We start from the raw sequence: 25605 nt of genomic DNA on the forward strand, positions 1-25605 counted from the left end.
TGCAAGTGCAAGTGGGGGATGGGTTTTAAGGCCGTGCGTTCGCATGGATTTTAAGCGGCGCTGGGTTACAAAACTCGGCGCCGCTTTTGTGTTTCCGGCGGACGCCGGCCGGGTGGGGAGTTTTTGCCTCCTGAGCTGTTCCCTTCCCTGTCTGGCCGGGGTCCCGTTCGCCGGAAATTTTGAGGAAAAGAGGAAAAAGTATGAAAAAAGTCGTGGCATTTTTCATGGCGTTAGTCCTGTGTGTGGGGCTGGCTGTTCCCGTTTTAGCAGACGAGCCGGGGCCTATGATGCTGACAGCGGATGGGGTCGGACTTGGTAAGGGGACCGCCTTACTCTGGCCAGGTGCTCCGCAAAGTGGAAACGGCTGGAGCTGGAGCGGGAGCAAACTGACGCTGAACGGGTTTACCGGAAATTTCCTCGCGGGCGCACCCACGCAGGATATGGTGATTGAGTTGGCGAACGGCAGCAAGAACTTTCTTCATCGGATGTCCTTTTACGGGGACAGGCGCGAAGGCTTAAATTATGAATCCCACAGCATCACATTTGAGGGCGGCGGCCAATTGGAGCTCTCACCCGATGGGGCTCTGGATAAGCCCCTATCCTATGGCCGGGGGATCACGCTTGCCCTTCGAGATGGTCTGGTCCTGACGGGCGGAGAGGAAGCCGGGGACAGCTATCCCCTCACGCTGCTGTCCGGAGAAGAGGAGTATTTTGATGATACGGGCTCTGGTATGATTTACGACGGATATCCGGCTTATGAGCAGGAGAACTCTTATGACCAAAGCCTTTATTTTCGTCAGGCTTGTTATGTGCGCATAGCGCCCGGCCCCGGGGCGGAAGTTTCTGAGCCCCCGGCGGTCTCCGCCGCCTCCGCCGGCTTCACCGACGTCCCCGCCGATTCCCCCTTCAGGGCCGCCATTGACTGGGCGGTGAAGCAGGACATCACCAAGGGCAAAACTGCATCCTCCTTCGGCCCCGGGGACACCTGCACCATCTCCCATATCCTGACCTTCCTGTACCGGGCGGAGAACGGAGCGGGCAATGAGAACGAACGGGCTGCTGTCGGCGCGTGGGCCAATTCCCTGAACCTTGACGACGGGGATCTCGGATTTCCCTGCACCCGCGCCATAGCGGTGGTGCTCATGTGGATAGCGGCGGGCAGGCCCGCTCCCACAAAATCCGCCGTGTTCGCGGATGTCCCTTCCGGCGCAAACTACGCGCAGGCGGTTTCCTGGGCGGTGGAACAGGGTATTACCAAAGGAACGACCCCGACCACCTTTTCCCCTGACAAAACCTGTACCCGGGGCCAGATTGTCACCTTCCTCTACCGCGCCAGCAAATAACTCGAAAAAGGACCCGCTCCTCCTGGGAGCGGGTCCTTTGCTGAAGCCTGGGCGCAAGGCCTTTTCAAAGGGCCTGGGTCGTCCGGGGAAAGAACCCCTGGGGACGCTTATTGCTCCGCCATGGCCTTGGCCTCGGCAATGGCCTTCGCCTGGGCGTCGGGCGGGCAGTCCTGATAGCGGACGAAGTGGAAGGTGAAGGAGCCCCGGCTCTGGGTCATGGCCCGGAGATCAATGGCGTAGCTGCCCATCTCGGCCATGGGGACCTCGGCGGTGATCAGCTGGGTGCCGTCGCCCAGGGGGTCCATGCCCATGGGGGTGCCCCGGCGCTTGGAGACGTCGCCCATGACCGCGCCGGCGTAGCTCTCGGGCACGGTGACCTTCAGCTCGCCGATGGGCTCCAGCAGCACGGGGTTGGCCTCGGGCATGGCGGCCTTGTAGGCCAGCTGGGCGGCGGTCTTGAAGGCGATTTCGGAGGAGTCCACCGGGTGATAGGAGCCGTCGTACAGAACGGCCTTCAGGTTCACCAGGGGATAGCCGGCCAGAGGACCGTGGAGGCAGGCCTCCCGGAGGCCCTTCTCAACAGCCGGGAAGAAGTTCCGGGGCACGGAGCCGCCGAAGACCTCCTCGGCGAAGACCATGTCCTCCTGCTCGGGGTTGTACTCGAAGCGGACCCACACGTCGCCGAACTGGCCGCTGCCGCCGGTCTGCTTCTTGTGGCGGCCCTGCTTCTGGACGGTCTTGCGGATTTTCTCACGGTAGGGGACACGGGTAGGCTTCAGCTCGGATTCCACGTTGAAGCGGCTTTTCAGCTTGCTCACCAGCACGTCCATCTGCATGTCGCCGGCGCCGGAAATCACCATCTGGCGGGTTTCGGCGTTGTTGGTCACGGTAAAGGTGGGGTCCTCCTCGTTGAGGCGGGAGAGACCCTGGGCAATCTTGTCCTCCTGGCCCCGGGTCTTGGGGACGATGGCCACGGAGTAGCAGGGCTCGGCAAAGGGAATGGGCTTGAGGGTGACGACCTTCCGCTCGTCGCAGAGGGTGTCCCCGGTCTTGATGTCCATTTTGGCAATGGCGCCGATGTCGCCGCAGACCAGTTCCTTGACCTCGGTGTTTTTCTTGCCCCGGATGGTGTAGAGCCGGCCCAGCTTCACCTTGTCGCCGGTGCGGGCGTTGACCATGGGCATGTCCGGCGTAATGGCGCCGGAGAGCACCTTGACAAAGGAGTACTTTCCGTACTGGTCGGAGATGGTTTTGAAAACAAAGGCAGTGGGCACGCCGCCGGGGGAGACCACGAACTCCTCGGTCTCGCCGTCGGCCTTGGTGGCCTTGTGGTAGTTGCCTTCCACAGGGTTGGGCAGCAGGTCCACGATGTTGTCCATCAGCATCAGGGAGCCCAGGCAGTTGATGGCGGAGCCGCAGAGAACGGGGAACAGGCTCAGCTCCCGGACGCCCTGCCGCAGGCCCTGGATCATCTCGGCATAGGTGAAGTCCTCGCCGCCGAAGAATTTTTCCATCAGCTCCTCGCTGGTCTCCGCCACGGATTCCTTCAGCGCGTCGTTAAACTCGGTGATGACGTCCACTTTATCGGCGGGCAGCTCAATTTCCACTCTTTTGAGCTTCTGCATCTCATAGGCCCGCTTGTTCAGCACATCAATGATGCCGGTGACTTTTTTGCCGGCGTCCCAGATGGGCACCACCACCGGGGCGATTTTCTTGCCGAAGCGCTCCCGCAGGGCATCAAAGGTGGCGTTGTAGTCACTGTTGTCCTCATCGGTTTTGGAGATGTAGATGAAGCGGGGCATGTTCCGCTCCTCGCAGTATTTCCATGCCTTTTCCAGACCCACGGATATACCGTCCTTGGCGGAGCAGACGATGATGGCGGCGTCGGCGGCCCGGAGGGCGGCCATGGCCTCGCCGGCGAAGTCAAACGCGCCGGGGGTGTCCATCAGATTGATGCGGCTGCCCTTGTAGTCCAGGGGCGCCACGGAGGCGGAGAGGGAAATCTGGCGCTTGACCTCCTCGGGGTCATAGTCGCAGACGGTGTTTCCGTCGGCGGCGCGGCCCATCCGGTCAATGGCGCCGGTCATATAAAGAAGGCTCTCCGCCAGGGCGGTTTTACCGCTGCCGCTGTGGCCCAGCAGACAGACGTTGCGGATGTTCTGTACTGAATAGCTCATGGTCGTTCCACTCCTTATTGTATACTGCACCGTGCGGCGGGGAGCCGCAAGCGTCCAATATATGAATTATACAACGTTCCGCCGCCAAATACAACAGAAATTTTGGCAGGTTACACATTTTAAGCGGGAGGTGAGAAAAAGCAAAGGGATTTTCAGCAGTTCTGCCGGAAATCCAAAAAACTTTTTCCATTCCGATAATATGATGGAACTTTTTTCGTGGCTCCTCCGTCTATATAAACGCAAACCCGGAGCCTGCTCCGGCACATGTTTGAAAATTTGGTCGACAGAGGAGAATGAAGATGAAAAAACTGCTGAAACAGATCCTGCTTCTGGCGGTCTGCGCCGCCGCACTGTGTCTCACCGCCGCAGCGGTGGAGACCCCCGCGCCCACCCGGGTCTGGGGCCAGGTCTCCCCCTGGGAAGGCGAGGGAATTCTGCTGAAAAACGACAATCCGGACGACCCCATGAACGAAGTGGTGGTCCACCTGGGAGACGCCCCGGTGGTGGACGCCGTCACGGGCCTGCCCCTGGACCCTGAGACCATCAAGGAGGGCGACACCCTGTATGTCTGGGTCAGCCCCGCCATGGCCCTGAGCCTGCCGCCCCAGGCCAGCGCCATTGTGGCCGTGGGCAACATTCCCGCGGACGCCGCCGCGCCGGAGTATGTGGAGATTGCCGGTGAGGCCGTGGTCCCCGCTCCCGGCGGAGACGGGGCGGCCCGCTTCCCCACACGGGACGGCGGGACCCTGGAGGTCACAGAGAAGACCGCTTACAGCCCCTGGCTGACCAGGCAGATTGTGAGCCAGGCGGACCTGATTCCCGGCGCCCGGGCGCTGGTCTGGAAGGACGCGGAAGGCAAGGCGGAAAAGGTGCTGGTGTTTGCCTATTCCTATCGGGGCTTCGCCTCCTGCCGGGAGGACGGAACCGTGCTCTTCAACAACGAGGCCCTGTCTGTCAAAGGTAAGCCGGAGGGCCTGATGCCCGTCCGGGCGGTGGCGGAGGCCGCCGGCTATGACGTGCGCTGGGACAAGGAGCTGGGCGTGGTGGTGAGCCGGGAGGGCGAGACCGTTCTCACCGCCAAGCCGGGGACGGACACCGTCATGACGGCCCTGGGCGAGGCGGGCCTCGAGAGCCCCTGCGTCCTGGAGCAGGGCGTGACCTATCTCCCCGCTTCGGACCTCTGCTATTGGCTGAACGTGTATTTTGTCAAATAAGAGCCTGCATTCATAGCCGTGGGATGCTGGATGGGCGGGAAATTTTCCTGTCAGACAAGGAACTTTTTCGCGGCAATCCTGACAGATTCCAAAGGAAATCGACGCGGTATGGCGGAAAAAAGCCGTCCAGACAGCGTTCAGCGGTTGTAAATACAGGTTTTGGGCGTATCATTTCCCGGATTCCGGGCAAGCTGTCCAGGAGGTGAAGGAAGATGCGCGAGACACAAGAGCTGTCCTCGGACATGGAGCTGCCCCAGGGCCTGGGCGCGGCCATGGCCCGGTCACCCGCCGCTATGGAGCGCTTTGCCGCTCTTCCGGCGGAGGAGCAGGAGGCCCTGATCCGGCGGGCCCGGTCGGCCCAGTCCAAACAGGAGATGCGTGCCTGTGTGGACGGTCTGCTGCAATAGCCGGCACGCCTGAAAACCGGTCCGGCAAAACGCTGGTTTTCCGGCGGCGGAAAAGCCCCCTTCTGAAAAGAAGGGGGCTTTTGTCTTGGCCCGGCGGCTGAGAGCGGGGGATTCAGTTATTGGAATGTCAGCTGGAACACCGCGCCGGGGTCCCCGGCGAAGACGAGGAGGCCGTCCTCCGGCAGCTCTGCGGAGCGGTCGCCCCAGAGCACGGAGGAGGCGGTGAGCTTCATGTCCCCGTCATAGACCCAGAAACCGGCGTTCTCCGGCAGCTGCACCGTCATGGTCTTCCCGGCGGCGTTATCTCCCACGCCGTACCAGCGGGCATAGCCGTCGGGCTGAATGGTGCAGCGGGCGCGGTTGTCCTTTCCGGTGGAGAGGTCGGGCACGGCGGATTCCTCCATGCAGACGGTTCCGTTGGAGGAGTAGGTCCAGAGGACGCCCTTCTCATCCCGGCGGAGCTCGGTGTCGCTGCCGTCCCGGCCCACGTTGCCGGGGATCTGCACCACGTATTCCAGGCGGTTCTCACCCGCGATTTTCAAAGCGCCCTCATAGCCCGGGGCGGTTTCTGTCACGGTCTCCGTGGCGGGAGCGCCGCTGATGGCCAGATAGACCTGGGAGCTGTACCGCTCGTTCATGGGGAGAAGGCTTGTATGGTTCACAAAGGCGTCCCACTGGGCCTGAAGCTCCGGGGAGACCGGATTCTCCGGCAGCTTCACGGCGGCGTAATTGGAGGTGCCCAGGCCGCCCAGGCCGGGGAGCTGGGAGAAGGCCCGCTGATAGAGATAGGTCTGCCCGTTGGACTCCTTCACGAATTTCAGAAGGGCGGTGCCGGTCTGGTCCCGGAAAGTGCCGTCGTCATGGTAAGTGAAGGTCTGCGGGGGAACCTCCATGCCCAGGTAGCCCATGGTCAGGGTGCCGTCCTTTGTCAGGTCCACCTTGTAGGGGAGCAGGGACCCGTAGTATCCCGCGTTCTCCAGCAGCTCTTCGGGCATGGCGGCGGGCTTGGCCTCCGGCAGGGCGGGAGCGGTTTCGTCCACCGTCACGCCCTTTTCCCTCAGTGCGGCAATCAGCATCTGAGAGGCGGCCATCTCATTGTAAGTGGACACGCCGCCGGAGCTCAGCACCGCCGCCGTCATGTTGTGCTCCGGCAGGACCACGAGGGCGGCGTGGTAATACTGGGTGTCGCCGCCCTTTACCAGAGCGGTGATGCCGTTCTGATGGAAGGGGAACCACTCCACGCTGTCCCAGCCCAGGCCGAAGGCCAGGGCGTCCGGCGCATCCTCATCGGGCCAGAGGCCCTTTTGATACTCCGGCTGGGCCATGGCTTCCAGAGAAGCCTCGTTCAGCTCCCCCGGTCCCGCCAGCCAGCCGCCGAAGACCGCCAGATCCTCCGCCGTGGCGTAGATGCCGCCGGTGCCCACCACGCCCAGACAGTCCATGGGCAGGGGCCGGTCATCGCCGGCGTGATAGATGGGGGCCTGTCCGCCGAACTCGTCGCCGGGGGCATAGGTATGGGTCAGTCCGGCGGGGTTCAGGAAGGTGGTTCTCACATAGTCCATCAGCTCCTGCCCGGACACTGCCTCCGCCACCAGCTCCGCCAGGGTGAAGCCGTCGTTGCAGTAGACGCTGTAGGCCCCCGGGTCCGCCTTGAGCCGCTGGCGGGACAGGCGCTCCAGCAGCTGATCGGTGGCCTGGGTGCTGGAATCGTCAAACAGCAGCCCGCTGCCCATGGAAGAGCCCATGAGGCCCGAGGAGTGATTCAGCAGCATCCGCACGGTGATATCCTTGTACCGCCCGTCCGCCATTTTGAAGTCCGGCAGATAGGTGGTGACGGGCTTGTCCAGGTCCAGTTTCCCGTCCTGGGCCAGGCGCATCACCGCCGCCGTGGTGTACATCTTGCTGACGGAGCCGATGCAGTAAACGCCGTCCGTCGCGGCGGCCCCGCCGTTGGCTGCCAGAGCGCCCTGCTCCACAATCTTGCCGTTCCACACCGCCCAGCTGATGCTGGCGGCCTCGCCGTAGGTCATGGCGGCGGCGGCGGCCTCCCGGGCTGTTTCCTCCAGGGATTTTTCCTCCTGCTGCTCCGCCGCCAGGGCGGAAACCGACAGGCTCAGGCACAGCGCCAGAGCCAGCAGCAGAGCCGCGGACCTTTTCATGAATTGCCGTGTTTGCTTCATGGTTTCTTCGTTCCTTTCTTTCCGTTCTTTCCGTCCAATCTCGGGTTCCTCTTGGCACCCTGTCAGGGTACACCTTCCACCAGGGGGAATGTCAAGTACATTTTGTAAATTTTCAGTCCTTCTTCCGGCGGTGGCGTATGATTTTACAGCCTGCGGCGGTTTTCTGTTTTGTTTTCTTACAAACTGTAAATCTTTATTACAATATTACTCCGGGAACATGGTATTGTCAAGGAAATTCAGGAAGCGGGCGTGTCCTGCCTTGCGCCTGCGGCAACGCCTGCAGAGGCGGGCTCCTGTGTGCGCTCCTTCTTCCGGCGATGCCGGGCTTCCGGCAGAGGGGCCGGGACAGGCCCCCGCAGGAAATTTTATGCAGGAAATCTTATGCAAATGCAAACATGCAAAAAAGCAAAAAAAACAAAAAACAAAAAAACTCCGGATGGGACACTCCCCGGGAAATGGAGGGCGGCGTCTTGAAAATATACGATTTTGACGGAGCGAAAAATGTCTCCGGCGACTGTATTCACCGGGCGAGGACGGCCATGCGGCTGTCCCAGGCGGACCTGGCCGCCCGTATGCAGGTCAACGGCGTCACGATTGAGCGGGAGGCCATCAGCAAGATTGAGACGGGGGACCGCTTTGTAACCGATTATGAGCTGATGGTCTTCGCAAAGGTCCTGGGCGTTTCCATGGACTGGCTGGTGAAATCAGACACCGGGGGCCAATAGGTCCGGGGGAGTTTTCCGCCGGAAGGGAAAGAATACGATGATGGGTGCAAAATGCCGGAAAGGAGGCTTTGCCGTGGAGCGCCGTCAAACGCTGGACGCCGTCCGGGGCTGTGCCCTGGCCAGCATGATTCTCTATCACGCCGCCTGGGACATGGTGTATATATTCGGCGCCGACTGGCCCTGGTATCGGGGCATGGGGGCCTATGTCTGGCAGCAAAGCATCTGCTGGACCTTCATTCTGCTCTCGGGCTACTGCTGGTCCCTGGGGCGGCGGCAGCTGCGGCGGGGACTGACGGTGTTTGCCTGCGGCGCCCTTGTCACCGCCGCCACCTGGCTGTTCATGCCGGGAAATCTGGTGCAGTTCGGCGTGCTGACCCTGCTGGGGAGCGCCTCCATTCTGCTGTGGGGGCTGGCGCCGCTGCTGTCCCGGCTTCCCGCCCGGGCGGGACTGGCGGGGAGCTTTTCGCTGTTCCTGCTCCTCCGGAATGTCAACAGCGGCTGTCTGGGCTTTGAGGGGCTGCGGCTGCTCCGCCTGCCGGAAGGGCTGTACCGGAACCGCCTCACCGCCTTCCTGGGATTTCCCCCGGCGGACTTCTTTTCCACGGACTACTTTTCCCTGCTGCCGTGGCTGTTCCTCTTCCTGACGGGGTATTTTCTCTTTCGGCTCCATCCGCCGGAGGGGCGGGAAACCCGGCGGATTCCTCTGGCGGCGGCCATGGGACGGCGGTCTCTGCTGATTTACATGCTCCACCAGCCCGTTGTCTACGGAGTCCTGTCCGTCCTGTTCCGCTGAGCACAACACAAGGAGGCTGTTTTGATATGACCATGCAGGAGGCAATGCGGCTGCGGCACACCGTCCGCCGCTATACGGACCAAAGGCTCCCGGAGGAGGTCCGGGACCGGCTGACCCGGCGGATTCAGACCCATAATCAGGCCCGGGGCCTCTCCCTGAAGCTGGTGACGGACAGCGGGGACGCCTTCGGCCCCCTGCTGCGTCTGGTTCTGGCGAAAGGGGTGCGGAACTACATCGTCCTGACGGGGCCGGACCGGCCGGAGACCGGCGAGGCCGTGGGGTACAGCGGCGCGGACCTGACGCTCTTTGCCCAGACGCTGGGCCTGAATACCTGGTGGGTGGGAGGCACCTACAGCCGGAGCGGCGTGGGGAAGCACGTCCCGGAGGGGGAAAGGCTCCTGGGTCTGATCGCCGTGGGCTACGGCGCGAGCCAGGGGAAGCCCCACAAATCCAGGAGGCCGGAGGAGATCGCCGCCTATGACGGCGAGTGGCCTGACTGGTTTGCGGCGGGGGTGGAGGCGGTTCTGCTGGCTCCCACGGCCCTGAACAGGCAGGCCTTTACGATTCGGGGAAGTGGAACGCGAGAGGGAAGCAGCGCGCGGGAAGGAAGCGACGCGCGGGAAGGAAGCGGGGCGCGGGTCTTCATGACCTGTGACAACGGCGCGTTTTCCGGCGTGGATCTGGGCATCGGGAAGTATCACTTCGAGCTGGGAGCGGGCCGGGAGCGGTTTGCCTGGGCGGCGGGCCCGGAGTGAGGAAGCGGGTACGAAAGTCCGGTCCCCGGAGCGAGACCGGGAAAAAACCTGAAATTTTGAGGAAGCTGGAGCGGAGATGAAGAAACTGGTCATGGGCATTCTGGCCCACGTGGACGCGGGGAAAACCACGCTGTCCGAGGCCCTTTTGTATCACAGCGGGGCCATCCGCCGTCTGGGCCGGGTGGACCATCAGGACGCCTTTCTGGACACCGACGCCATGGAGCGGGAGCGGGGCATCACCATTTTTTCCAAGCAGGCGGAGCTGGAATTGGGGGACCTGTCCGTCACCCTGCTGGATACCCCCGGCCATGTGGATTTCTCCGCTGAGGCGGAGCGGGTTTTGCAGGTGCTGGACTGCGCCGTTCTGGTCGTCAGCGGCAGCGACGGCGTCCAGGCCCATACCCGGACCCTGTGGCGGCTGCTGGAGGGCTACGGCGTGCCGGTATTCCTGTTCATAAACAAGATGGACCTGGCGGGACCGGACCGGCGGGAGGCGCTTCTGGCGGAGCTGAAGCAGCGGCTGAGCGGCGGATGCACGGATTTCTCCCTGCCCGCCGGGGACCTGGCGGAGGAGGCCGCCGTCTGCGACGAGGCCGTTTTGGAGGAGTATCTGGAGACGGGACGGATGCCGGATGAGAGCCTGACGGCCCTGATTGCCGGGCGGAAGCTGTTCCCCTGCTTCTTCGGGTCTGCCCTGCGGCTGGAGGGGGTGGAGGAATTTGTGTCCGCCCTGGAGCGCTTCGCGCCTCTTCGGACCTACCCCAAGGAATTTGGCGCGCGGGTCTTCAAGGTGGCCCGGGACGAGCGGGGGACCCGGCTCACCTATCTGAAGGTTACCGGCGGCGTCCTCCGGGTCAAGGCCCCCCTGACCAACCGCCGCCCCGACATACCGGAGGACCAGGTCTGGGAGGAGAAGGCGGACCAGATCCGCATTTACTCCGGGGCGAAATTCCGCACGGCGGAGCAGATTCCCGCCGGAACGGTGGCGGCGGTGACGGGGCTGAGCCGCACCGTGCCCGGCCAGGGTCTGGGCTGCGAGAGCGCCTGGACCGTGCCGGTGCTGGAGCCGGTTCTGACCTACCGGGTGGAAACGGACCTGGACCCCTCCTCGGCCCTGCGGAATCTCCGGCTTTTGGAGGAGGAGGACCCCTTGCTCCATGTGGTGTGGAACGAGGGGGCAAAGGAGCTCCGGGTCCAGCTGATGGGGGAGGTCCAGACCGAAATTCTGGGGCGGCGGCTGCGGGAGCGCTTCGGCATGGAGGCCTCCTTCGGCGTGGGGCAGGTGGTGTACCGGGAGACCATCGCCGCCCCCGTGGAGGGCGTGGGCCACTTCGAGCCCCTGCGGCACTATGCCGAGGTGCACCTGCTTCTGGAGCCCCTGCCCCGGGGCAGCGGACTCCGCTTTGGCTCCGTCTGCCCCGAAGACCAGCTGGACGGCCATTGGCAGCGCCTGGTCCTGACCCATCTGTGGGAGAAGTCCCATCTGGGGGTCCTCACCGGGTCCCCCATCACCGACATGCGGATTACCCTGACGGCGGGACGGGCCCACGAGAAGCACACCGAGGGCGGCGACTTCCGCCAGGCCACCTACCGGGCCGTCCGGCAGGGGCTGATGGGGGCGGAGAGCGTCCTGCTGGAACCCTGGTACGCCTTCCGGCTGGAGCTGCCCGGGGCCCAGCTGGGCCGGGCCCTCAGCGATATCCAGCAGATGGGCGGCGAAACGGAGCCGCCGGAGACTCTGGGGGAGGAGGCCGTCCTCGCCGGAGCCGCCCCGGTGGCGGCCCTGCGGGACTACGCCAGGGAGACGGCGGCCTATACCAGGGGCCAGGGCCGCCTGAGCCTCCGGCCCGACGGCTTCCGCCCCTGCGCCGGCGCGGAGGCGGTGATTGCCGCCATGGGCTATGACCCGGAGCGGGACGTGGAGAACACGCCGGACTCCGTGTTCTGCGCCCGGGGAGCGGGCTATACGGTGAAGTGGAGCGAGGTCCCCGCCTGCGCCCATGTGGACAGCGGCCTCCGGCTGAACCGGCAGGAGCCGGAGGAGGAGGCCGGGCCCCGGAGCCGGCGGTCCGGCTCCTATGCCGGAACCATTGAGCAGGACAGGGAGCTCCAGGCCATTTTTGAGCGGACCTACGGACAGGTGAAGCGCCGGGACTTCCTGCCGCCGAAGCCGCCCAGGCGGCCCGTCTCCGCCGCCGGGGAGGCGGGGGGAAAAGTTCCCATCCGGCGGCAGGCGTCGGGGCCGGAATATCTGCTGGTGGACGGGTACAACATCATTTTCGCCTGGGACGAGCTGAAGAGCATGGCCCGGGACAGCCTGGACGCCGCCCGGAAAGCCCTGTGCGACCTGCTGTGCAACTACCAGGGCTATCAGAAGTGCCACGTCATCGCCGTCTTTGACGCCTATAAGGTCCGGGGCGGCCTGGGCTCCGTGGAGAAGTACCACAACATCCATGTGGTCTACACCAGGGAGGCGGAGACGGCGGACGCCTATATCGAGCGGGCCACCTATGAGATTGGCAGGGAGCACCGGGTGAAGGTGGCCACCTCCGACGGGCCGGAGCAGCTGATTATATTGGGCCACGGGGCTCTGCGGGTCTCCGCCTCCGCCTTCCGGGAGGAGCTGGAGCAGGTGCAGGGGCAGATTGCCGGGGCCCTGGCCCGGAACAACAGCCGGTCCTGGACCGCCGGGGCCCTCCGTTCCGCCATGGAGCGGGCGGAGGAGCGGAAAACGAAGAGGAGGAATGAACCATGCTGACTGTCTGCGCCGCGCTGGCCGTATGGGGCGGCTGCGTGGCCGCCCGCCGGTATCTGGACCGGACCAGCCGCCGGGAGACGGAATTTTTGGGGGGCCGGGTCCGGCTGACGGCGCTGTGGAACCCGGGGGCGGCCTTCGGGCTGCCCATACCGGAGCGGGTTTTGTCCACCGCCTCCGGCGCAGTTCTGGCGGTGCTCTGGTGTGACCGGAGGCGGTGTCCCGTAGGGGCGGGCCTGGCGCTGGGGGGCGGTCTCAGCAACCTCCGGGAGCGGCTTCGCCGGGGCCGGGTCTATGACTATGTCCGTTTTCCCCGGGCCCCCCGGCCTCTGAACCGCTATGTGTTCAATCTGGCGGACTTCGCCATTCTCGCCGGAGGGCTGGCCCTGCTGATGGGGCGGCTGCGCCGCCGCCCGCCGGTATCTGGACCGGACCAGCCGCCGGGAGACGGAATTTTTGGGGGGCCGGGTCCGGCTGACGGCGCTGTGGAACCCGGGGGCGGCCTTCGGGCTGCCCATACCGGAGCGGGTTTTGTCCACCGCCTCCGGCGCAGTTCTGGCGGTGCTCTGGTGTGACCGGAGGCGGTGTCCCGTAGGGGCGGGCCTGGCGCTGGGGGGCGGTCTCAGCAACCTCCGGGAGCGGCTTCGCCGGGGCCGGGTCTATGACTATGTCCGTTTTCCCCGGGCCCCCCGGCCTCTGAACCGCTATGTGTTCAATCTGGCGGACTTCGCCATTCTCGCCGGAGGGCTGGCCCTGCTGATGCGGCGGAAGCGCCGGTGAGGCGGCAGGAAAAGAGAGCTCCGTGGAGCTCTCTCTGTCTATTCGGCGGGTTCCTCCCAGGCAACGGAGGAAAAACAGATCTGTCCCTCCTCCGCGGTCAGCGACAGCGTCAGCGTTCGTTCCGGCAGAGGGGCTCCGGTTCCGTCTGTCTCCGAAAGCCCCAGCCGGGCCCAAAAGCCGCCGTCCTCCCGGCGCTCCAGCGCCTCCAGGGTATAGGCGCAGGACCCGCCCCAGGCGCTTTCCGGCCAATACCGGCCGTCCTCCAGAGTATAGTGCTCCGTGGAGCCGTGGGTCCACCGGACGGAGGCGCCGAACCAGGCCGACAGCCACCGGTCCGTCTGTTCCTCCGTCATGGGGCCGCCCCGGGAAAGACCCCGGTAGAGCCAGGTGAGCACGTCGTCCCGGTCCTCGAAAACGCCCTCCTCGCAGGCGGGCAGAAAGAGGAATGCGCAGGCCTCCGCCGCCAGATCAAAGGCCTGCCGCAGCTCCGGCGTCAGAGGGACCGGCCCCTCGCCGTCCAGGGACGCCAGCAGCTCCGCCAGCGCCCGGGCCGCCTGCTTCCGGGGGCCGTCGGGGCCCGACTCAGTGACCGTGGTCAAATGAGAGCGCAGCACCTGGCCCCGATAGCCGTCCCAGGAGGCGGAGGACTCCCCGCCAGCCGGCGGGGTCCGGGGGAACAGGGCGGCGGCCAGAACCAGCAGCGCCGCCCCTGCCGCTAGTGCCGGAACGGGAAGCCGCCGCCGGGCCGGGAGAGGCTCTCCGCCGCAGAGCCGGTTCCAGTCCACATTCAGGAGCCGGCAGAGGGCTTCCATCGTGCCCAGGTCCGGCGTGGTCTGTCCGCGCTCCCAGTTGCTCACCGCCTGCCGGGTGACGGACAGGGCGTGCGCCAAAGCCTGCTGGGACAGGCCCCGCTCCCGCCGCAGGGCGGAGAGCCGGAGGCCGAAGCTCTCATAGATGTTGGGTCCTTCCATCACAGCACATCCTTTCTGTCCGTCAGGATAGCAGAAGACCGGCGCTTTTCCAAGCAATTTTCGCAAAAAACAGCAAAAAAAGGCCGCAACGATTTGTTGCGGCCATGTTTTCGGAGTCCGGCAGGAAAGAGACTCCTGAGGTTTTCCCGCGGACGCTTCCTGACAGGCCGGGAAGGACGGCCCGCCGCAGGGAATCCGGCGGAAGGGAGACGGTCAGGGCTTCTGGCGGAGGCCCCGCCAATAGGCGGCCCGGGCCGGGTCCCTGGGCACCCCCGGACGGCCGTTTTCCAGACAGTCAATCAGCCTGGCCCTGGCCTCCTGGACGCCCTGCTCCGCCGCCTGCTCATACCAGTAAAAGGCTTCCTTCCAGTCCTGGGAAACGCCGTCCCCCCGGGCATAGCACTTCCCCAGCCGGTACTGGGCCCAGCCGTATCCCTGCCGGGCGGCCTTGCCGAACCAGCTGGCCGCCAGCGTCAGGGACTGCTCCACGCCCTCGCCTCTGTAGTAGCGCTGGGCCAGATTGTACTGTGCCTGCGCGTTTCCGTTTTCCGCCGCCCTGCGGTACCAGACGGCGGCCAGACGCCAATCCTGGGAGACGCCCCGGCCCTTGGCATAGCAGACGCCCAGCTCCTTCTGGGCCGCGGCGTAATTCTGTTCCGCCGCCTGGGCATACAGCCGGAAGGCCTGGGCCCAGTCCCGGTTCACGCCTCTGCCGTAGGCATAGCAGAGACCCAGACTGTGCTGGGCGGCGGCGTTTCCGCCCTCCGCCGCCTGGGCGTACAGGGCGGCGGCCCGGGTCCAGTCCTGGGGGACCTCCCTGCCCTGGGCATAGAGGGTTCCCAGACGGTACTGGGACTGCGGTTCCCCCAGCTCCGCCCGGCGGGCCAGCAGCTCGAACAGGTTCTCCGTTCCGCCTTTTTCCTCGCTCCGGAATTCGCCCACGCCCAGCCGAAGCAGGGCTTCGTAATAAGAGGTGATCCGGCTGTAAATCAGCCGGCCGGCAGCGCCGCTCAGACCGTCCCAGCAGTCATTCCGGCAGTATTGCTCCAGCTCTTTTCGGAACAGCTTGCCCCCGGCCACGCTCTCGCCCCGTCCGCCGTATTCACCGATGTCCCGGCTTACCCACTCCGCCAGCTGGTCCGCCGGAATATTGGGCTCGTGGCTGCGGACGGAGATTTTGGCGTATTTCGGCAGGAGGCAATAGGAGATGCACACGTCCACGGACTGCACGCCCATCATCATATCGCTGATGACGCCCAGCAGATTGGGGTCGCAGGAGGGCGCTTCCGCCACCGCGAAGCGGTATTCGGCGCTGTAGTGGGGGTTGGACAGCGCCTGACCGCAGATAATCAGGTCGTCCAGAGAGAGGTTGGAGGATTTCAGCTGGTCGAAAATGGTCCGGTCGAACTCCAGGGCGTTTTTCATCTCCAGATCCACGGGGTGGCTCAGGTCCTGGAAATAGACGGTGTCCATGTACAGCCCGAAGTACAGCGCCGTGGAGAGCTCCCTGGTCAGGGAGGCGCAGCCCGCCTCCCGCAGCAGGTCCCATACAATGGTGCAGCAGGCGTTATAGTCCCGGATTTCCCACAGCGGTGTCTGCCGCGCCGGGTCGAAGACCTTGTGATGGTCAATCACCGCCGTCTGCTTCGCCTCCAGGGCGGCGACGTTGCTGTTCCCCGGCTGGCAGTCCACGGTAATCAGCAGCTCCGGGGCTTTGGGGGCCCGCCTGGATTTTCTGAATTCCGGCAGGTAGTTCAGATGAATCCGGCACAGGTCGCACATCAGTTTTACGTCGGGCTTGGAAATGGGCCGGTCCCCTCCGTATACAAGGTGGGGATGCTTCCCCCGGCTGTCCAGGAATTCCCAAAGAGCAAAGCCGCTGGCAATGGCGTCCGCGTCCGGGTTGTCATGGCACTGGATTATAATTTCATCATAGTTCAGCAGATCCGCCAGCTTCAATTCAAAACGTCCCCTTTCGCGGTCTCCGCCCCCAGGTCCCCGGCCTTCCGAACCCGGCCGTCGGGCGAAAATGATACCCATTTTATCAGCCGCCGCAGAGGGTGTCAAGTCCGCAAACGCCCCGGGGCGCGTCCTTTTATCCGTTTCAGCAGAAGGCGGGACCCGGGGGCCGGTCCGTCTTCCCGGGGACGGGGTTTCCGGGCCACCGCCGGCTTCGGATACGGGAGTTCGGGGGCTTGGCGCGTTGGTGTGGAAGAGGGCTTCCAGAAAAGGGAATGCCCAAAGCTCTGTACAGACGCCTGTTTTCGTGGTATAATCAATTCAATTTTGTTTGAAACGCCTTACCGCCGTCTTGGAACAGGAGAAATGCCATGGCCGACTCCAACAATTCATCCCCCAGACCGCCCCGCCGCCGGTTCCGCACCGCGGCGGTGCTGCTGCTGGCTATGGTCTGCGTCGTCGGGGCGGAGCTGCTGGCCTGCCGGGCTATGGAACCGGAGCTGTACGAGGAGGTCACCGCGCCGGTCCGCCGGGGGGCCGCCGCCGCCGCTCTGGCGGGGGGCGCGGTCTGGGACTGGGCCTGTGAGGCCGGGGAAGCCCTGTGGACAGGGGTCCGGGAGACCGGGGAGACCCTGCGGCTGAAGCTGGAGGAGCTGAACCGCCCCCCCGAGCCCCAGCCGGAGGAGGAGGCCCTCTCCACGCAGCTGGAGCAGCCGGACATCGCCCCGCCCTATTCCATGCTGGACCCCCTCATCAGCGACCTGGAGGCCCGGGAGGACGGCTTGGAATACCTCACCGGCGGCGGCGTGGACGTGGTTTACTTCAACCAGACCGACGAGGCCCGGTCCGGCCAGAAATACGGCAGCGACCCCCTCAGCAGCCACGGCTGCGGCCCCACCGCCATGGCCATGGCGGTGTCCACCCTGACGGAGACAACCGTGGACCCGGAGGACATGGCCAGGCTCTGCGTCAAGCGGGGCTACTGGTGCAGAAGCCACGGTTCCTATCTCTCCATCGTTCAGGGCGTGGCGGAGGCTTACGGCCTGATCTGCGAGCCCCTGGACCCGGCGCTGCTGGATGAGGACGCCCTCTATGCCCGCCTGGCCGGGGGGGACCTGGCGGTGGCGCTGATGACCGACGGCCACTTTACCAGGGGGGGCCACTTCATCCTCCTCCGGGGCGTGACCCTGGGGGGTGAGATTCTGGTGGCGGACCCCGCCAGCCGGGAACGGAGCCTGATTCCCTGGGATTTGTCCCTCATTCTGGAGGAGCTGTCCCCCAGCCGGACCAACGGCGCGCCGCTGTGGATTCTGTCCAGAGCCGGCGAAGTCCACGAATAGATGCAGAAGCCAAAACGCCCTTCCATACTATTGTATGGAAGGGCGTTTCTGTCTCTGTTCACTTCAGCAGCTTTTTGAGCCTTGCCTTGACCTCCGGCGAGAGGACCCTTGAGGCCGCCCGCACCGGCAGGGGAGGCAGGGCGCAGTAGTCCCGCAGAACCTTTTCAAAGGGCTCCAGGGCATAGGCGGCGAAAAAGGCGCAGCGGTCGGCGGGCTGGGCGATGGGGGAGGCCAAACGGGGATTCCCGGCGATGGCCCGCTCCACAGGGAAGGGCTTCCGGCCCAGAGGGAGACGGTCGAACATATGGCTGCCCTGGGCGGTGTTCACCAGCAGGAGGCTGACGCCCCAGACCTGCTGCTCCGGCAGCTCGCCGGGGGCCAGCCCCCAGAAATCCCCCAGGGTGAAGTCCCCGGGCCGGTTCAGGCCGGCATAGGGACAGCGGTAGCAGCAGGGCCGCAGGAACAGCGCCCGGCCGAAGGCCCGGCCATACTCCGTGCTGAACAGGGGACGGCTGTCCACGCCGCCGCCCTCAAAGACAGCGGTAAAGTGGCTGTTTTTCCAGCCCTCCACCTTGTTGCGGAAGCGCACGGTCTGAAGGTCCCGGCCCTTCCGCGCCTCGATCAGCCGGGCCATGTCCTCCCACACGCCGGGGGAGGGGACCCCCTGGCAGACCAGGTCGCAGGTGATGAGGTTTTCCGGCCGGCGGCCCAAATAGCGGTAGAGCCCGTCCACCTGGCAGGGGGTTCCGGAAAACAGGACGGGCCGGGTTTCCAGGCACTTTTTGACTTCCCGGAAGATGTCTCCCAGGTCGCTTTGAACATACTTGGCCCCCCGGAGACGCCAGAGGTCCTCCTTCCGGAAGCAGGCGATGTGGTGCAGGTGCTGCTTCCCGTCCAGGGCCGCGCCGAACACCACGCCGCCGCCCTCCAGTACGTCCTCCGCCAGGGCGGAGAACACGCCGCCGGAGGTGGAGTCCCGCCGGATTTCGCCGTCCCTGTTCCAGGCGGCAAAGGCCGCGGGAAGGGACCGGTCTTCGGGGGCGGCCGGATGCAGGGCGGGGCAGACGGCGGTGCAGAGGCCGCAGTCCACGCACTTTGACGGGTCCACCCTGGGCCGGGAAAAGCCCTCCCGGTCCCGGACCATAGAGATGGCGTCCCGGGGGCAGATGGCCTGACAGGCGGTGCAGCCGGTGCAGCTGCCCTCTCCCGCCAGCTTGTCCGCCTCCGCCGCCGGACGCTTTTTCTGAGACGGTTCTTCTCCCCGGGACTCCGTGCCCTGGCAGTCCCCCTCCGGCGGCGCATTTTCCAGCGCGGCCTTCAGATAGGCCAGGGAATCCCGCCGGGCGGCCTCCAGCCGGACGTTTGCGCCGTCCCAGCCGACGGGCTCCAGAAGACCGGCGGTGCTTCCCCGGCCCACAATCCGGTCCGTCAGACCCAGCCGGTCCAGCAGGCTGAAGGTCCGGGAGCGCTCCGGCTCCGCCAGCTCCGAGGGGGAGAGGCTGGCGAAGAAGGGCTTTTGAAACTGGATGGAAAATACCGTGCCGTGGAAGGAGTTGGTGCAGACGTAAGACGCCCCGCGGAACCAGTCCAGGAACTCCGCCGGACCGGCGTCCAGCACCAGCCGGGCCCTGGGGTGCGCCTTCCTCCGGGCTCCGCAGAGCTGCACCACCGGCAGCCCTGTCACCGCCGCCAGCTGCCGGAGATAGGGGGTCAGGGCCCCAGGGGCGCTGACGCAGTAGCAGAGGATATAGCCGCCGTCCTTCCGGCGGACCCGCTCCGCCATGGCGGACCACTGGTCCGCCGTCAGCAGCAGGGTGGGGTCCAGCACCACCGGAACCTTCCGCCCCGTCAGGTCCCGGATGATATCCCGGCCCTGGGCCTCACGGGCGGAGAGATGGGTGAAGGCAGAGAGATAGGTCCGCAGCTCCTCTTCCATCTCCGGGGGAATCCGGGGCAGGCCGAAGGAAGGGGCGTAAGCAATCTTCCGGCAGCCGGAGAAGGCCCCGAAGAATACGGGGTCAAAGCGCCGGTCCGGAAAAATCAGGGGGTTCCAGATCTGGTCGCTGCCGGAGAGGATGACGTCATAGGGCAGGTCCGCCTCCCGCAGCTCCTCCAGACTTTGGAAGCGGCGGGGACTGATGCGGAGGTGGGCCCGGGAAAAGGCCTCGAACCGCCGCCAGCGGTCCCGCAGCGCCCGGTAATGCAGGGCGGTATGGGCGTCTGACGCCGCCGCGGCAGGCCGGACGGGGGGGCGGAAGAGCCGGTTGTCCTGGTTGACAAAATAATCGACAATCTCACAGCTGCCCCCCAGGGCCTCCACGGCCCTCTGGGTCGCCGCCGCCTGGAGCAGCGCCCCGTAGTGATGAATATGGTAAAAGGTGACAAGTCCCGCGTTCAAAGAAGCCCCTTCCTTTCTCCCGGTGTCCGGGCCCCGCCGGGTCTCCGGCGGAATCTATGCGCTGACAGGGCTCAGCCGCCCGCGGCGTCGTCCTCGGCAATCCAGTCGGAGACCATCACCACGTCAAACTCCGTTCTGGTCCGCCGGATGACCACCCGGGCCAGCCCCGCGTTGATGACCATTCTCCGGCACATGGCGCAGGAGGTGGCGTCCCCCAGCAGCTCGCCGGTCTGGGCGTCCCGGCCCACCAGGTACAGCGTTCCGCCGGCCATGTCCCGGCGGGAGGCGGAGATGATGGCGTTGGCCTCGGCGTGGACGCTGCGGCAGAGCTCGTAGCGCTGGCCTCTGGGCACCTGGAGCGCCTCCCGGGAGCAGTAGCCCAGCTCTGAGCAGTTGGCCCGGCCCCTGGGGGCCCCGTTGTAGCCGGTGGAGATGATTTCGTCGTTGGTGACGATGATGGCTCCGTAGACCCGGCGCAGGCAGGTGGCCCGCTCCAGAACGGTTTCGGCAATGTCCAGATAGTAGTTTTCCTTGCTGATGCGCTCCATAGACATCTCTCCTTTTCCGGCTTTTTAGAGTCTGTATTCATAACCGCCGCACGCCGTCCGGCCGGCCCGGAGGGCGGTTTTCTCACGAACTTCCAATTCCACGCCTTCGCCGGGCCTCCGGCTTGTCTATTTTAACACAGAAACGGCGGTTTGGCAAGAAAAAGGGCGGCAGGATGCCTTCCAAAAAACGGGACCTGCCAGGCGCGCCGCCGGCTTTGCGAAAAGGGGTTGAACCGGCTTTGTGTGGGTGCTATGATGGCAGTGACAGAGCGGTGTTCATCAAGGCCGAAGCTCAGCCGCCGCTTAAACCTTCCTTTCGTTTAAGACAGCAGAACCCATGCGGGAGAAAAAAGATGTTGTATTACGTTGAATTCGGGCTGAGCCATCGCGAAGTTCCCGACGAAAGATCACTCTGCATTTATATATCCGGCTGCCGGAATCACTGCGAAAACTGTCATTACCCGGAACTGCAAAGGCCAGATTACGGTTATCCATTGTTAGAAAATTACCGGAAAATGCTGGATTTGTACTGGAGAGCGGCATCCTGCGTGTGCTTTTTAGGGGAGGGGCGGGGTACGCTTTCGGAGCGCAAGGAATTGGTGCTGTACTCCGCCTACGCGCATACGAGGGGCTTAAAGACCTGCCTGTATTCCGGAAGAGATACATTTATTGAAGAATGGATGGAAACATTTGATTACATTAAAACAGGAAGCTACCGGCCTGAGCTGGGGCCTTTAAGCAGCCCCCGAACCAATCAGCGGATGTATCGGAAATCCGGCGGTGTGTACATCAACGTGACAGAGGAATTCCAGCCCGGTCCGGATTTTTAAAGACTCCGGCAATCAGAGAGCACCGCAATATTCAGTCTGTCAGGGCTTTATTTGCGCGGAGGAAGCAGAATCCTCTCTTGAAACCGGCAAAGCCGGCAAAAATGAAAAAACAAAAAAGCAAAAAAGGCAGAAAAACCTTCCAAACCCCATTGACAAGCCCGATTTTCGCTGATATACTAGGGAAGCCGCTTTGAATGGGTTTGTAAAAGTGCGTGCTCCGGCAGGAGTGCAGGAGTGCAGGAGTGCAGGAGTGCAGGAGTGCAGGAGTGCAGGAATGCAGGAATGCAGGAATGCAGGAATGCAGGAAAACGCCGCCCCCGACAGCGAGCCCGTAATGAAGGAGTTGAAACGCAAATGAACGCAATCATCGTAACCGGCGGCAAGCAGTACAAGGTGGCCGAGGGCGACGTGGTTTTCATCGAGAAGCTGCCCAACGAGGCCGGCGACACCGTGAAGTTTGACCAGGTCCTGGCCATTCTGGACGGCGAGAAGGCCACCTTTGGCGCTCCCACTGTGGCCGGCGCCTCCGTGGAGGCCAAAATTGTCAAAAACGGCAAGGGCAAGAAAATCCGCATCTTCAAGTATAACCCTAAAAAGGGCTACCGCAAGCGTCAGGGCCACCGTCAGCCCTACACCAAGGTTGAAATCGGCAAGATTTCCGTCTGAGCATGACCAGCGTCACATTCCACACGGAACAGGGCCGGATCACCGGCTTTGACGCCGAGGGCCACAGCGGCTGGGATGACGCGGGGAAGGATCTTCTCTGCGCGTCCATCGGCGCGGCCGTCACCCTGGTAGAGGCCACCGTCAACGACGTGCTGGGCCTTGCGGCGGCGGTGAAGGTGGACGAAGCCCGGGCGTTGATTTCCCTGCGTCTGCCCGGCGGGCTGGATGCGGCGGCGGAGAGCACCTGCCAGTCTCTTCTGACAGGGCTGATGCTCTATTTCACCATGCTCCACGACGAGTATCCCGAAAACATTGAAGTTCTGGAGGCGGACTGAAGGGTCCTCCTCTCCATCTGAAAATCTCTCAAGAAAGGATGGTTCCTGACATGATTCACATTGGATTACAGTTCTTCGCCCACAAGAAGGGCGGCGGCTCCACCAAGAACGGCCGGGACTCCAAGGCCAAGCGCCTGGGACCCAAGCGGGCTGACGGTCAGTTTGTTCTGGCCGGCAACATCCTGGTCCGCCAGCGCGGCACCCACATTCACCCCGGCGTGAACGTGGGCCGCGGCAGCGACGACACCCTCTTTGCCACCGCCAGCGGCACGGTCCGTTTTGAGCGGCTGGGCAAGGACCGCAAGCAGGTCTCTGTTTACGAGGCTGAGTGAGCATTTTTATGAGACGAGGTCCGGACGCAGGTCCGGACCTCTTTCTGTTCGGGGAGGCGGTTTGAAATGCTGTATCTGATCTGGCCCATCGCCATAATTGTGGCGTCTAATACGCTATACAATATCTGTACCAAGGCCATTCCCGGTCAGGCCAATCCCTTCGCGTCCCTCTGCGTCACCTACCTGGCGGCCGCCGGGGTGTCGCTGACGCTGTTCCTCCTGACCAGCCCCGAGAGGAACCTTCCGGCGGCGCTGGGTCAGTTGAACTGGGCGTCTCTGATACTGGGCGGCGCAATAACCGGCCTTGAATTCGGCTATGTGGCCGCTTACAGGGCGGGCTGGCCAGTGTCCCTGTGTTCTCTGACCGCGAATATCATTCTCGCCTGCGTGCTGCTTCTGGTGGGCGTGGCCGTGTATCAGGAGACCGTCACCCTCCGGCAGGCGGCCGGTATGGCCGTCTGCGGGCTGGGGCTGTTTCTCATCAGCAGCCGTGGTTGACGAATCTCCCCCGGTCCTGTACAATAGCGGGAGAAAGGGGCGGTTTTTATGGCGGGCTATATGACCTACTGGTCCAGGGAACATATCCGGCGCCTGGAGCGGGCCGGGGACGGCGGGCCCCTGTCCGTTGTCTACGGCGGTCCTCACACGGCGATGCCGTCCATCGCCAGCCTGAAGGCGGGGGACGTGATTTATCCCGTGACCGTCCGGGACGGAACCCTGTGCGTCATGGCCCGGATGGGGGTGGAGACCGTGGAACCGGCCCTGGATTACCTCATGCGGGAGGTGGGGCGGCCCGCCGCAGGCGGGGGGCGGTTGACGAATGGCCTGTTCCTCTCTTTTCGCTGCCGCCGCACTGGCCGTTTTACAGGCGGCCCAACGCGATACCCATGGAGAGGGCACAGCAAAAGGACGCTTCATCCTCTAAATGCGCGATCTCTTCGTTCTGTGACAAAAGCGCGTCCAGCCGTTCACCCTGCTCCGCTGTCAGCGTGGACCGGAATGCCTCCCAGCTTTCCTCTGTCTCGGAGACGGCCCGCCGGTATTCCGGCGTCTGGAGGCGGCGGAAAACCTGGTTTTCCTGGGCATAGAAGTATAGCGTATGAAGAAGAGCTTCCATAAAATCAGCCGGCTTTCTATTTGGGGTTTTCCGTTTGGACTAATCCGTAAAGACATTATACCCGGGCCAAGTCGGTCTGTCAATAGGTGAGGGAGAAACTATGAGTGATTTCTCAGAAAATTTGTTCACACTACGAAAGAGCCATCATTTCAGTGCGGAGCTTGTAGCTGTAAAATGTAACATTTCCTATAGCTCTTACCGGCGCTATGAAACCGGCCAGCGGGAACCGGGCTTGTCGGTCCTTTGCGCCTTCGCGAAATTCTACAACGTAACTCTGGATCAGCTGGCGGGTTTGGAGCCGCTGCCGCTTTGAGTCAGGCCGGCAGAGGACGGCAGGCCATTCGACAACTGCCACCCCCCGGCCCGATGACTTGCGTCAAAAACCGGCGGCGTGGGAAACGGGACCACGCTGTAAAATCCCCCGTTATCGGGGGGATTCAGGGGGGTGTCCCCCCTGACGGGGATTCCAAAGGGGCTGGCCCCTTTGGCCCCACGCGGGAGCGCTCCCCGCGAAAGCGGTCCCGCCGGAAGGCGGCCCCACGGCAGTGGTTCCCCGGGAAAACGGGGATACATTGGACCGGCCAGCATCCAGTCTACCCCGCCCGAAGGGCGAGTAAAAGCCCCCCCAACGGGGGAAGAAGGAGAATCTATGGCATCAGGATTTGTAGATAAGGCCCGCATCACCGTCCGGGCGGGCAGCGGCGGAAACGGCGTTGTGTCGTTCCACCGGGAGAAGTATGTGGCAGCCGGCGGACCCGACGGCGGAGACGGCGGCCGGGGCGGGTCCATCATCCTTCAGGTGGACGATAATATGTCCACACTGATGGACTTCCGCTACAAGCGCAAATACACCGCGCCCAACGGCATGGACGGTCAGGGCAAGCGGAAATTCGGCAAAAACGGCGAGGACCTGGTGATCCGGGTTCCCCGGGGCACCCTGGTCCGGGACGCCGAGACCAACGAGATCATGGCGGACATGAGCTCCAGCGAGCCCTTTGTCCTCTGCCGCGGCGGCCGCGGCGGCTGGGGCAACAGCCATTTCGCCACCCCCACCCGGCAGGTTCCCCGCTTCGCCAAGGCGGGCCTTCCCGGCGAGAGCCACGAGGTCATATTGGAACTGAAGCTGCTGGCGGACGTGGGTCTGGTGGGCTTCCCCAACGTGGGCAAATCCACCCTCCTCAGCGTGGTCACCAAGGCCCGGCCCAAGATTGCCAACTACCATTTTACCACCCTCTTCCCCAACCTGGGCGTGGTCTGGGTGGATGAGGGCGTCAGCTTCGTCATGGCGGACATTCCCGGCATCATCGAGGGCGCCAGCGAGGGGGCGGGCCTGGGACACGACTTCCTGCGGCACGTCGACCGCTGCCGCCTGCTGATTCATGTGGTGGACGTGTCCGGCTGCGAGGGCCGGGACCCTGTGGCGGATTTCGACGCCATCAACGAGGAGCTGAAGCGCTACAGCCCGGAGCTTGCGGAGCGGCCACAGATTGTGGCCGCCAACAAGACCGACGTGATGGAGGACCCCGCCCTGCTGGAGGCCCTCCGGGCCCATGTGGAGGCCCTGGGCTATCCCCTGGTCCAGCTCTCCGCCGCGACCCACCAGGGGACCCGGGAGCTGGTCGGCCTGGCGGCGGAACGGCTGTCCACCCTGCCCCCTGTGGCCGTGTACGAACCGGAGTACGTTCCAAAGCCCCCGGCGCTGGACGCCTCCGCGCCGCCGGAGATTCAGCACGAGGACGGCGTCTGGCTCGTGGGCGGGCCCTGGATTCAGCGGCTCATTGCCAACGTCAATTTCTCCGACTACGAGAGCCGCATGTGGTTCGACCGGATGCTCCGGGAGGCGGGCCTGTTCCAGCGGCTGGAGGAGATGGGCATAGCCGACGGGGACACCGTTTCCATCGACGGATTTGAATTCGACTACCAAAGGTGAGAGAAAAGGAAGGAGACCATGCCCCGATGAGGGACATGATCTCCTTTTTT

General features: G+C 64.1%; 24 protein-coding genes. 17 read left to right on the forward strand and 7 right to left on the reverse strand.

The features are described from left to right. Window positions 1-200 precede the first annotated feature (200 nt). Complete coding sequence (locus tag Q0063_RS01550) at window positions 201-1343, forward strand: S-layer homology domain-containing protein (RefSeq protein ID WP_297870209.1); 1143 nt, start codon at window positions 201-203, stop codon at window positions 1341-1343. A gap of 107 nt (window positions 1344-1450) precedes the next feature. Here Q0063_RS01550 and Q0063_RS01555 read toward each other — a convergent pair whose 3' ends face one another. Further along, window positions 1451-3520 carry an elongation factor G gene (locus Q0063_RS01555; RefSeq protein WP_297870210.1) on the reverse strand — a complete coding sequence of 690 codons (2070 nt, stop codon included), beginning with the start codon at window positions 3518-3520 and terminating at the stop codon, window positions 1451-1453. A 299-nt stretch (window positions 3521-3819) separates the two neighbouring features. Between Q0063_RS01555 and Q0063_RS01560 the strand changes: the two genes are divergently transcribed. Further along, window positions 3820-4734 (forward strand): stalk domain-containing protein, encoded by a 915-nt coding sequence (locus Q0063_RS01560; RefSeq protein ID WP_297870211.1) that lies wholly within the window; start codon window positions 3820-3822, stop codon window positions 4732-4734. Between the two features lie 212 nt (window positions 4735-4946). After that, window positions 4947-5141 carry a hypothetical protein gene (locus Q0063_RS01565; RefSeq protein WP_297870212.1) on the forward strand — a complete coding sequence of 65 codons (195 nt, stop codon included), beginning with the start codon at window positions 4947-4949 and terminating at the stop codon, window positions 5139-5141. 116 nt (window positions 5142-5257) lie between these two features. On the opposite strand, the gene Q0063_RS01570 is transcribed toward Q0063_RS01565, so the two are convergent. Further along, on the reverse strand, window positions 5258-7321 hold the full coding sequence (locus Q0063_RS01570) for a serine hydrolase (protein ID WP_297870213.1): 2064 nt from the start codon (window positions 7319-7321) through the stop codon (window positions 5258-5260). 470 nt (window positions 7322-7791) lie between these two features. Between Q0063_RS01570 and Q0063_RS01575 the strand changes: the two genes are divergently transcribed. From Q0063_RS01575 to Q0063_RS01600, 6 genes are all read left to right on the forward strand, one after another. Beyond that, complete coding sequence (locus Q0063_RS01575; protein WP_297870214.1) at window positions 7792-8046, forward strand: helix-turn-helix domain-containing protein; 255 nt, start codon at window positions 7792-7794, stop codon at window positions 8044-8046. A gap of 73 nt (window positions 8047-8119) precedes the next feature. Then, on the forward strand, window positions 8120-8839 hold the full coding sequence (locus tag Q0063_RS01580; RefSeq protein WP_297870215.1) for a heparan-alpha-glucosaminide N-acetyltransferase: 720 nt from the start codon (window positions 8120-8122) through the stop codon (window positions 8837-8839). A gap of 26 nt (window positions 8840-8865) precedes the next feature. Next, window positions 8866-9594, forward strand: coding sequence for a nitroreductase family protein (locus tag Q0063_RS01585; protein ID WP_297870216.1), 729 nt, complete (start codon window positions 8866-8868; stop codon window positions 9592-9594). A 76-nt stretch (window positions 9595-9670) separates the two neighbouring features. Next, the gene (locus Q0063_RS01590) at window positions 9671-12352 is read left to right on the forward strand and encodes a translation factor GTPase family protein (protein WP_297870217.1); all 2682 of its coding nucleotides are present in this window, start codon (window positions 9671-9673) and stop codon (window positions 12350-12352) included. Further along, window positions 12346-12924 carry a signal peptidase II gene (locus Q0063_RS01595; protein ID WP_297870218.1) on the forward strand — a complete coding sequence of 193 codons (579 nt, stop codon included), beginning with the start codon at window positions 12346-12348 and terminating at the stop codon, window positions 12922-12924. Before Q0063_RS01590 ends, Q0063_RS01595 begins: the two co-directional genes overlap by 7 nt. Further along, window positions 12806-13129, forward strand: a complete 324-nt coding sequence (locus Q0063_RS01600) for a signal peptidase II (RefSeq protein ID WP_297870219.1) — start codon at window positions 12806-12808, stop codon at window positions 13127-13129. Before Q0063_RS01595 ends, Q0063_RS01600 begins: the two co-directional genes overlap by 119 nt. A gap of 38 nt (window positions 13130-13167) precedes the next feature. Here the strand turns inward: Q0063_RS01600 and Q0063_RS01605 are convergent, their stop codons facing one another. Both Q0063_RS01605 and Q0063_RS01610 read right to left on the reverse strand, forming a co-directional pair. Beyond that, complete coding sequence (locus Q0063_RS01605; protein ID WP_297870220.1) at window positions 13168-14100, reverse strand: helix-turn-helix transcriptional regulator; 933 nt, start codon at window positions 14098-14100, stop codon at window positions 13168-13170. Between the two features lie 213 nt (window positions 14101-14313). Further along, window positions 14314-16059 carry a DHH family phosphoesterase gene (locus Q0063_RS01610; protein WP_297870221.1) on the reverse strand — a complete coding sequence of 582 codons (1746 nt, stop codon included), beginning with the start codon at window positions 16057-16059 and terminating at the stop codon, window positions 14314-14316. Between the two features lie 371 nt (window positions 16060-16430). Between Q0063_RS01610 and Q0063_RS01615 the strand changes: the two genes are divergently transcribed. Further along, window positions 16431-17399, forward strand: a complete 969-nt coding sequence (locus tag Q0063_RS01615) for a C39 family peptidase (protein WP_297870222.1) — start codon at window positions 16431-16433, stop codon at window positions 17397-17399. A 58-nt stretch (window positions 17400-17457) separates the two neighbouring features. Here Q0063_RS01615 and Q0063_RS01620 read toward each other — a convergent pair whose 3' ends face one another. Together Q0063_RS01620 and Q0063_RS01625 are read right to left on the reverse strand one after the other, a co-directional pair. Beyond that, window positions 17458-19797 (reverse strand): polysaccharide pyruvyl transferase family protein, encoded by a 2340-nt coding sequence (locus Q0063_RS01620; RefSeq protein WP_297870223.1) that lies wholly within the window; start codon window positions 19795-19797, stop codon window positions 17458-17460. Between the two features lie 71 nt (window positions 19798-19868). After that, entirely contained in the window at window positions 19869-20345 is a 477-nt protein-coding gene (locus Q0063_RS01625) for a deaminase (protein WP_297870224.1), read from the reverse strand. A gap of 173 nt (window positions 20346-20518) precedes the next feature. Here Q0063_RS01625 and Q0063_RS01630 point away from each other — a divergent pair, with 173 nt between their 5' ends. The 5 genes from Q0063_RS01630 to Q0063_RS01650 all read left to right on the forward strand — a co-directional run bounded on the left by Q0063_RS01630 (window position 20519) and on the right by Q0063_RS01650 (window position 23006). Then, on the forward strand, window positions 20519-21175 hold the full coding sequence (locus Q0063_RS01630) for a hypothetical protein (protein ID WP_297870225.1): 657 nt from the start codon (window positions 20519-20521) through the stop codon (window positions 21173-21175). Window positions 21176-21529: 354 nt separating this feature from the next. Then, window positions 21530-21841, forward strand: coding sequence for a 50S ribosomal protein L21 (gene rplU / locus Q0063_RS01635; RefSeq protein WP_297870226.1), 312 nt, complete (start codon window positions 21530-21532; stop codon window positions 21839-21841). A gap of 2 nt (window positions 21842-21843) precedes the next feature. After that, entirely contained in the window at window positions 21844-22176 is a 333-nt protein-coding gene (locus tag Q0063_RS01640) for a ribosomal-processing cysteine protease Prp (protein WP_297870227.1), read from the forward strand. 50 nt (window positions 22177-22226) lie between these two features. Continuing rightward, window positions 22227-22508, forward strand: coding sequence for a 50S ribosomal protein L27 (rpmA, locus tag Q0063_RS01645; RefSeq protein ID WP_297870228.1), 282 nt, complete (start codon window positions 22227-22229; stop codon window positions 22506-22508). A 66-nt stretch (window positions 22509-22574) separates the two neighbouring features. Then, window positions 22575-23006 carry a hypothetical protein gene (locus Q0063_RS01650; protein ID WP_297870229.1) on the forward strand — a complete coding sequence of 144 codons (432 nt, stop codon included), beginning with the start codon at window positions 22575-22577 and terminating at the stop codon, window positions 23004-23006. Window positions 23007-23370: 364 nt separating this feature from the next. Here Q0063_RS01650 and Q0063_RS01655 read toward each other — a convergent pair whose 3' ends face one another. Next, a complete protein-coding gene (locus Q0063_RS01655) occupies window positions 23371-23625 on the reverse strand; it encodes a DUF6809 family protein (RefSeq protein WP_297870230.1) in 255 nt (84 codons plus the stop codon). Window positions 23626-23725: 100 nt separating this feature from the next. Here Q0063_RS01655 and Q0063_RS14675 point away from each other — a divergent pair, with 100 nt between their 5' ends. After that, window positions 23726-23938 (forward strand): helix-turn-helix domain-containing protein, encoded by a 213-nt coding sequence (locus Q0063_RS14675; RefSeq protein WP_367180311.1) that lies wholly within the window; start codon window positions 23726-23728, stop codon window positions 23936-23938. A gap of 336 nt (window positions 23939-24274) precedes the next feature. Beyond that, complete coding sequence (obgE, locus tag Q0063_RS01660; RefSeq protein WP_297870231.1) at window positions 24275-25555, forward strand: GTPase ObgE; 1281 nt, start codon at window positions 24275-24277, stop codon at window positions 25553-25555. Window positions 25556-25605: the final 50 nt, after the last annotated feature.

Origin of the sequence: uncultured Oscillibacter sp., assembly GCF_947654275.1 — a bacterium.
Classification (GTDB): Bacteria; Bacillota; Clostridia; order Oscillospirales; family Oscillospiraceae; genus Oscillibacter.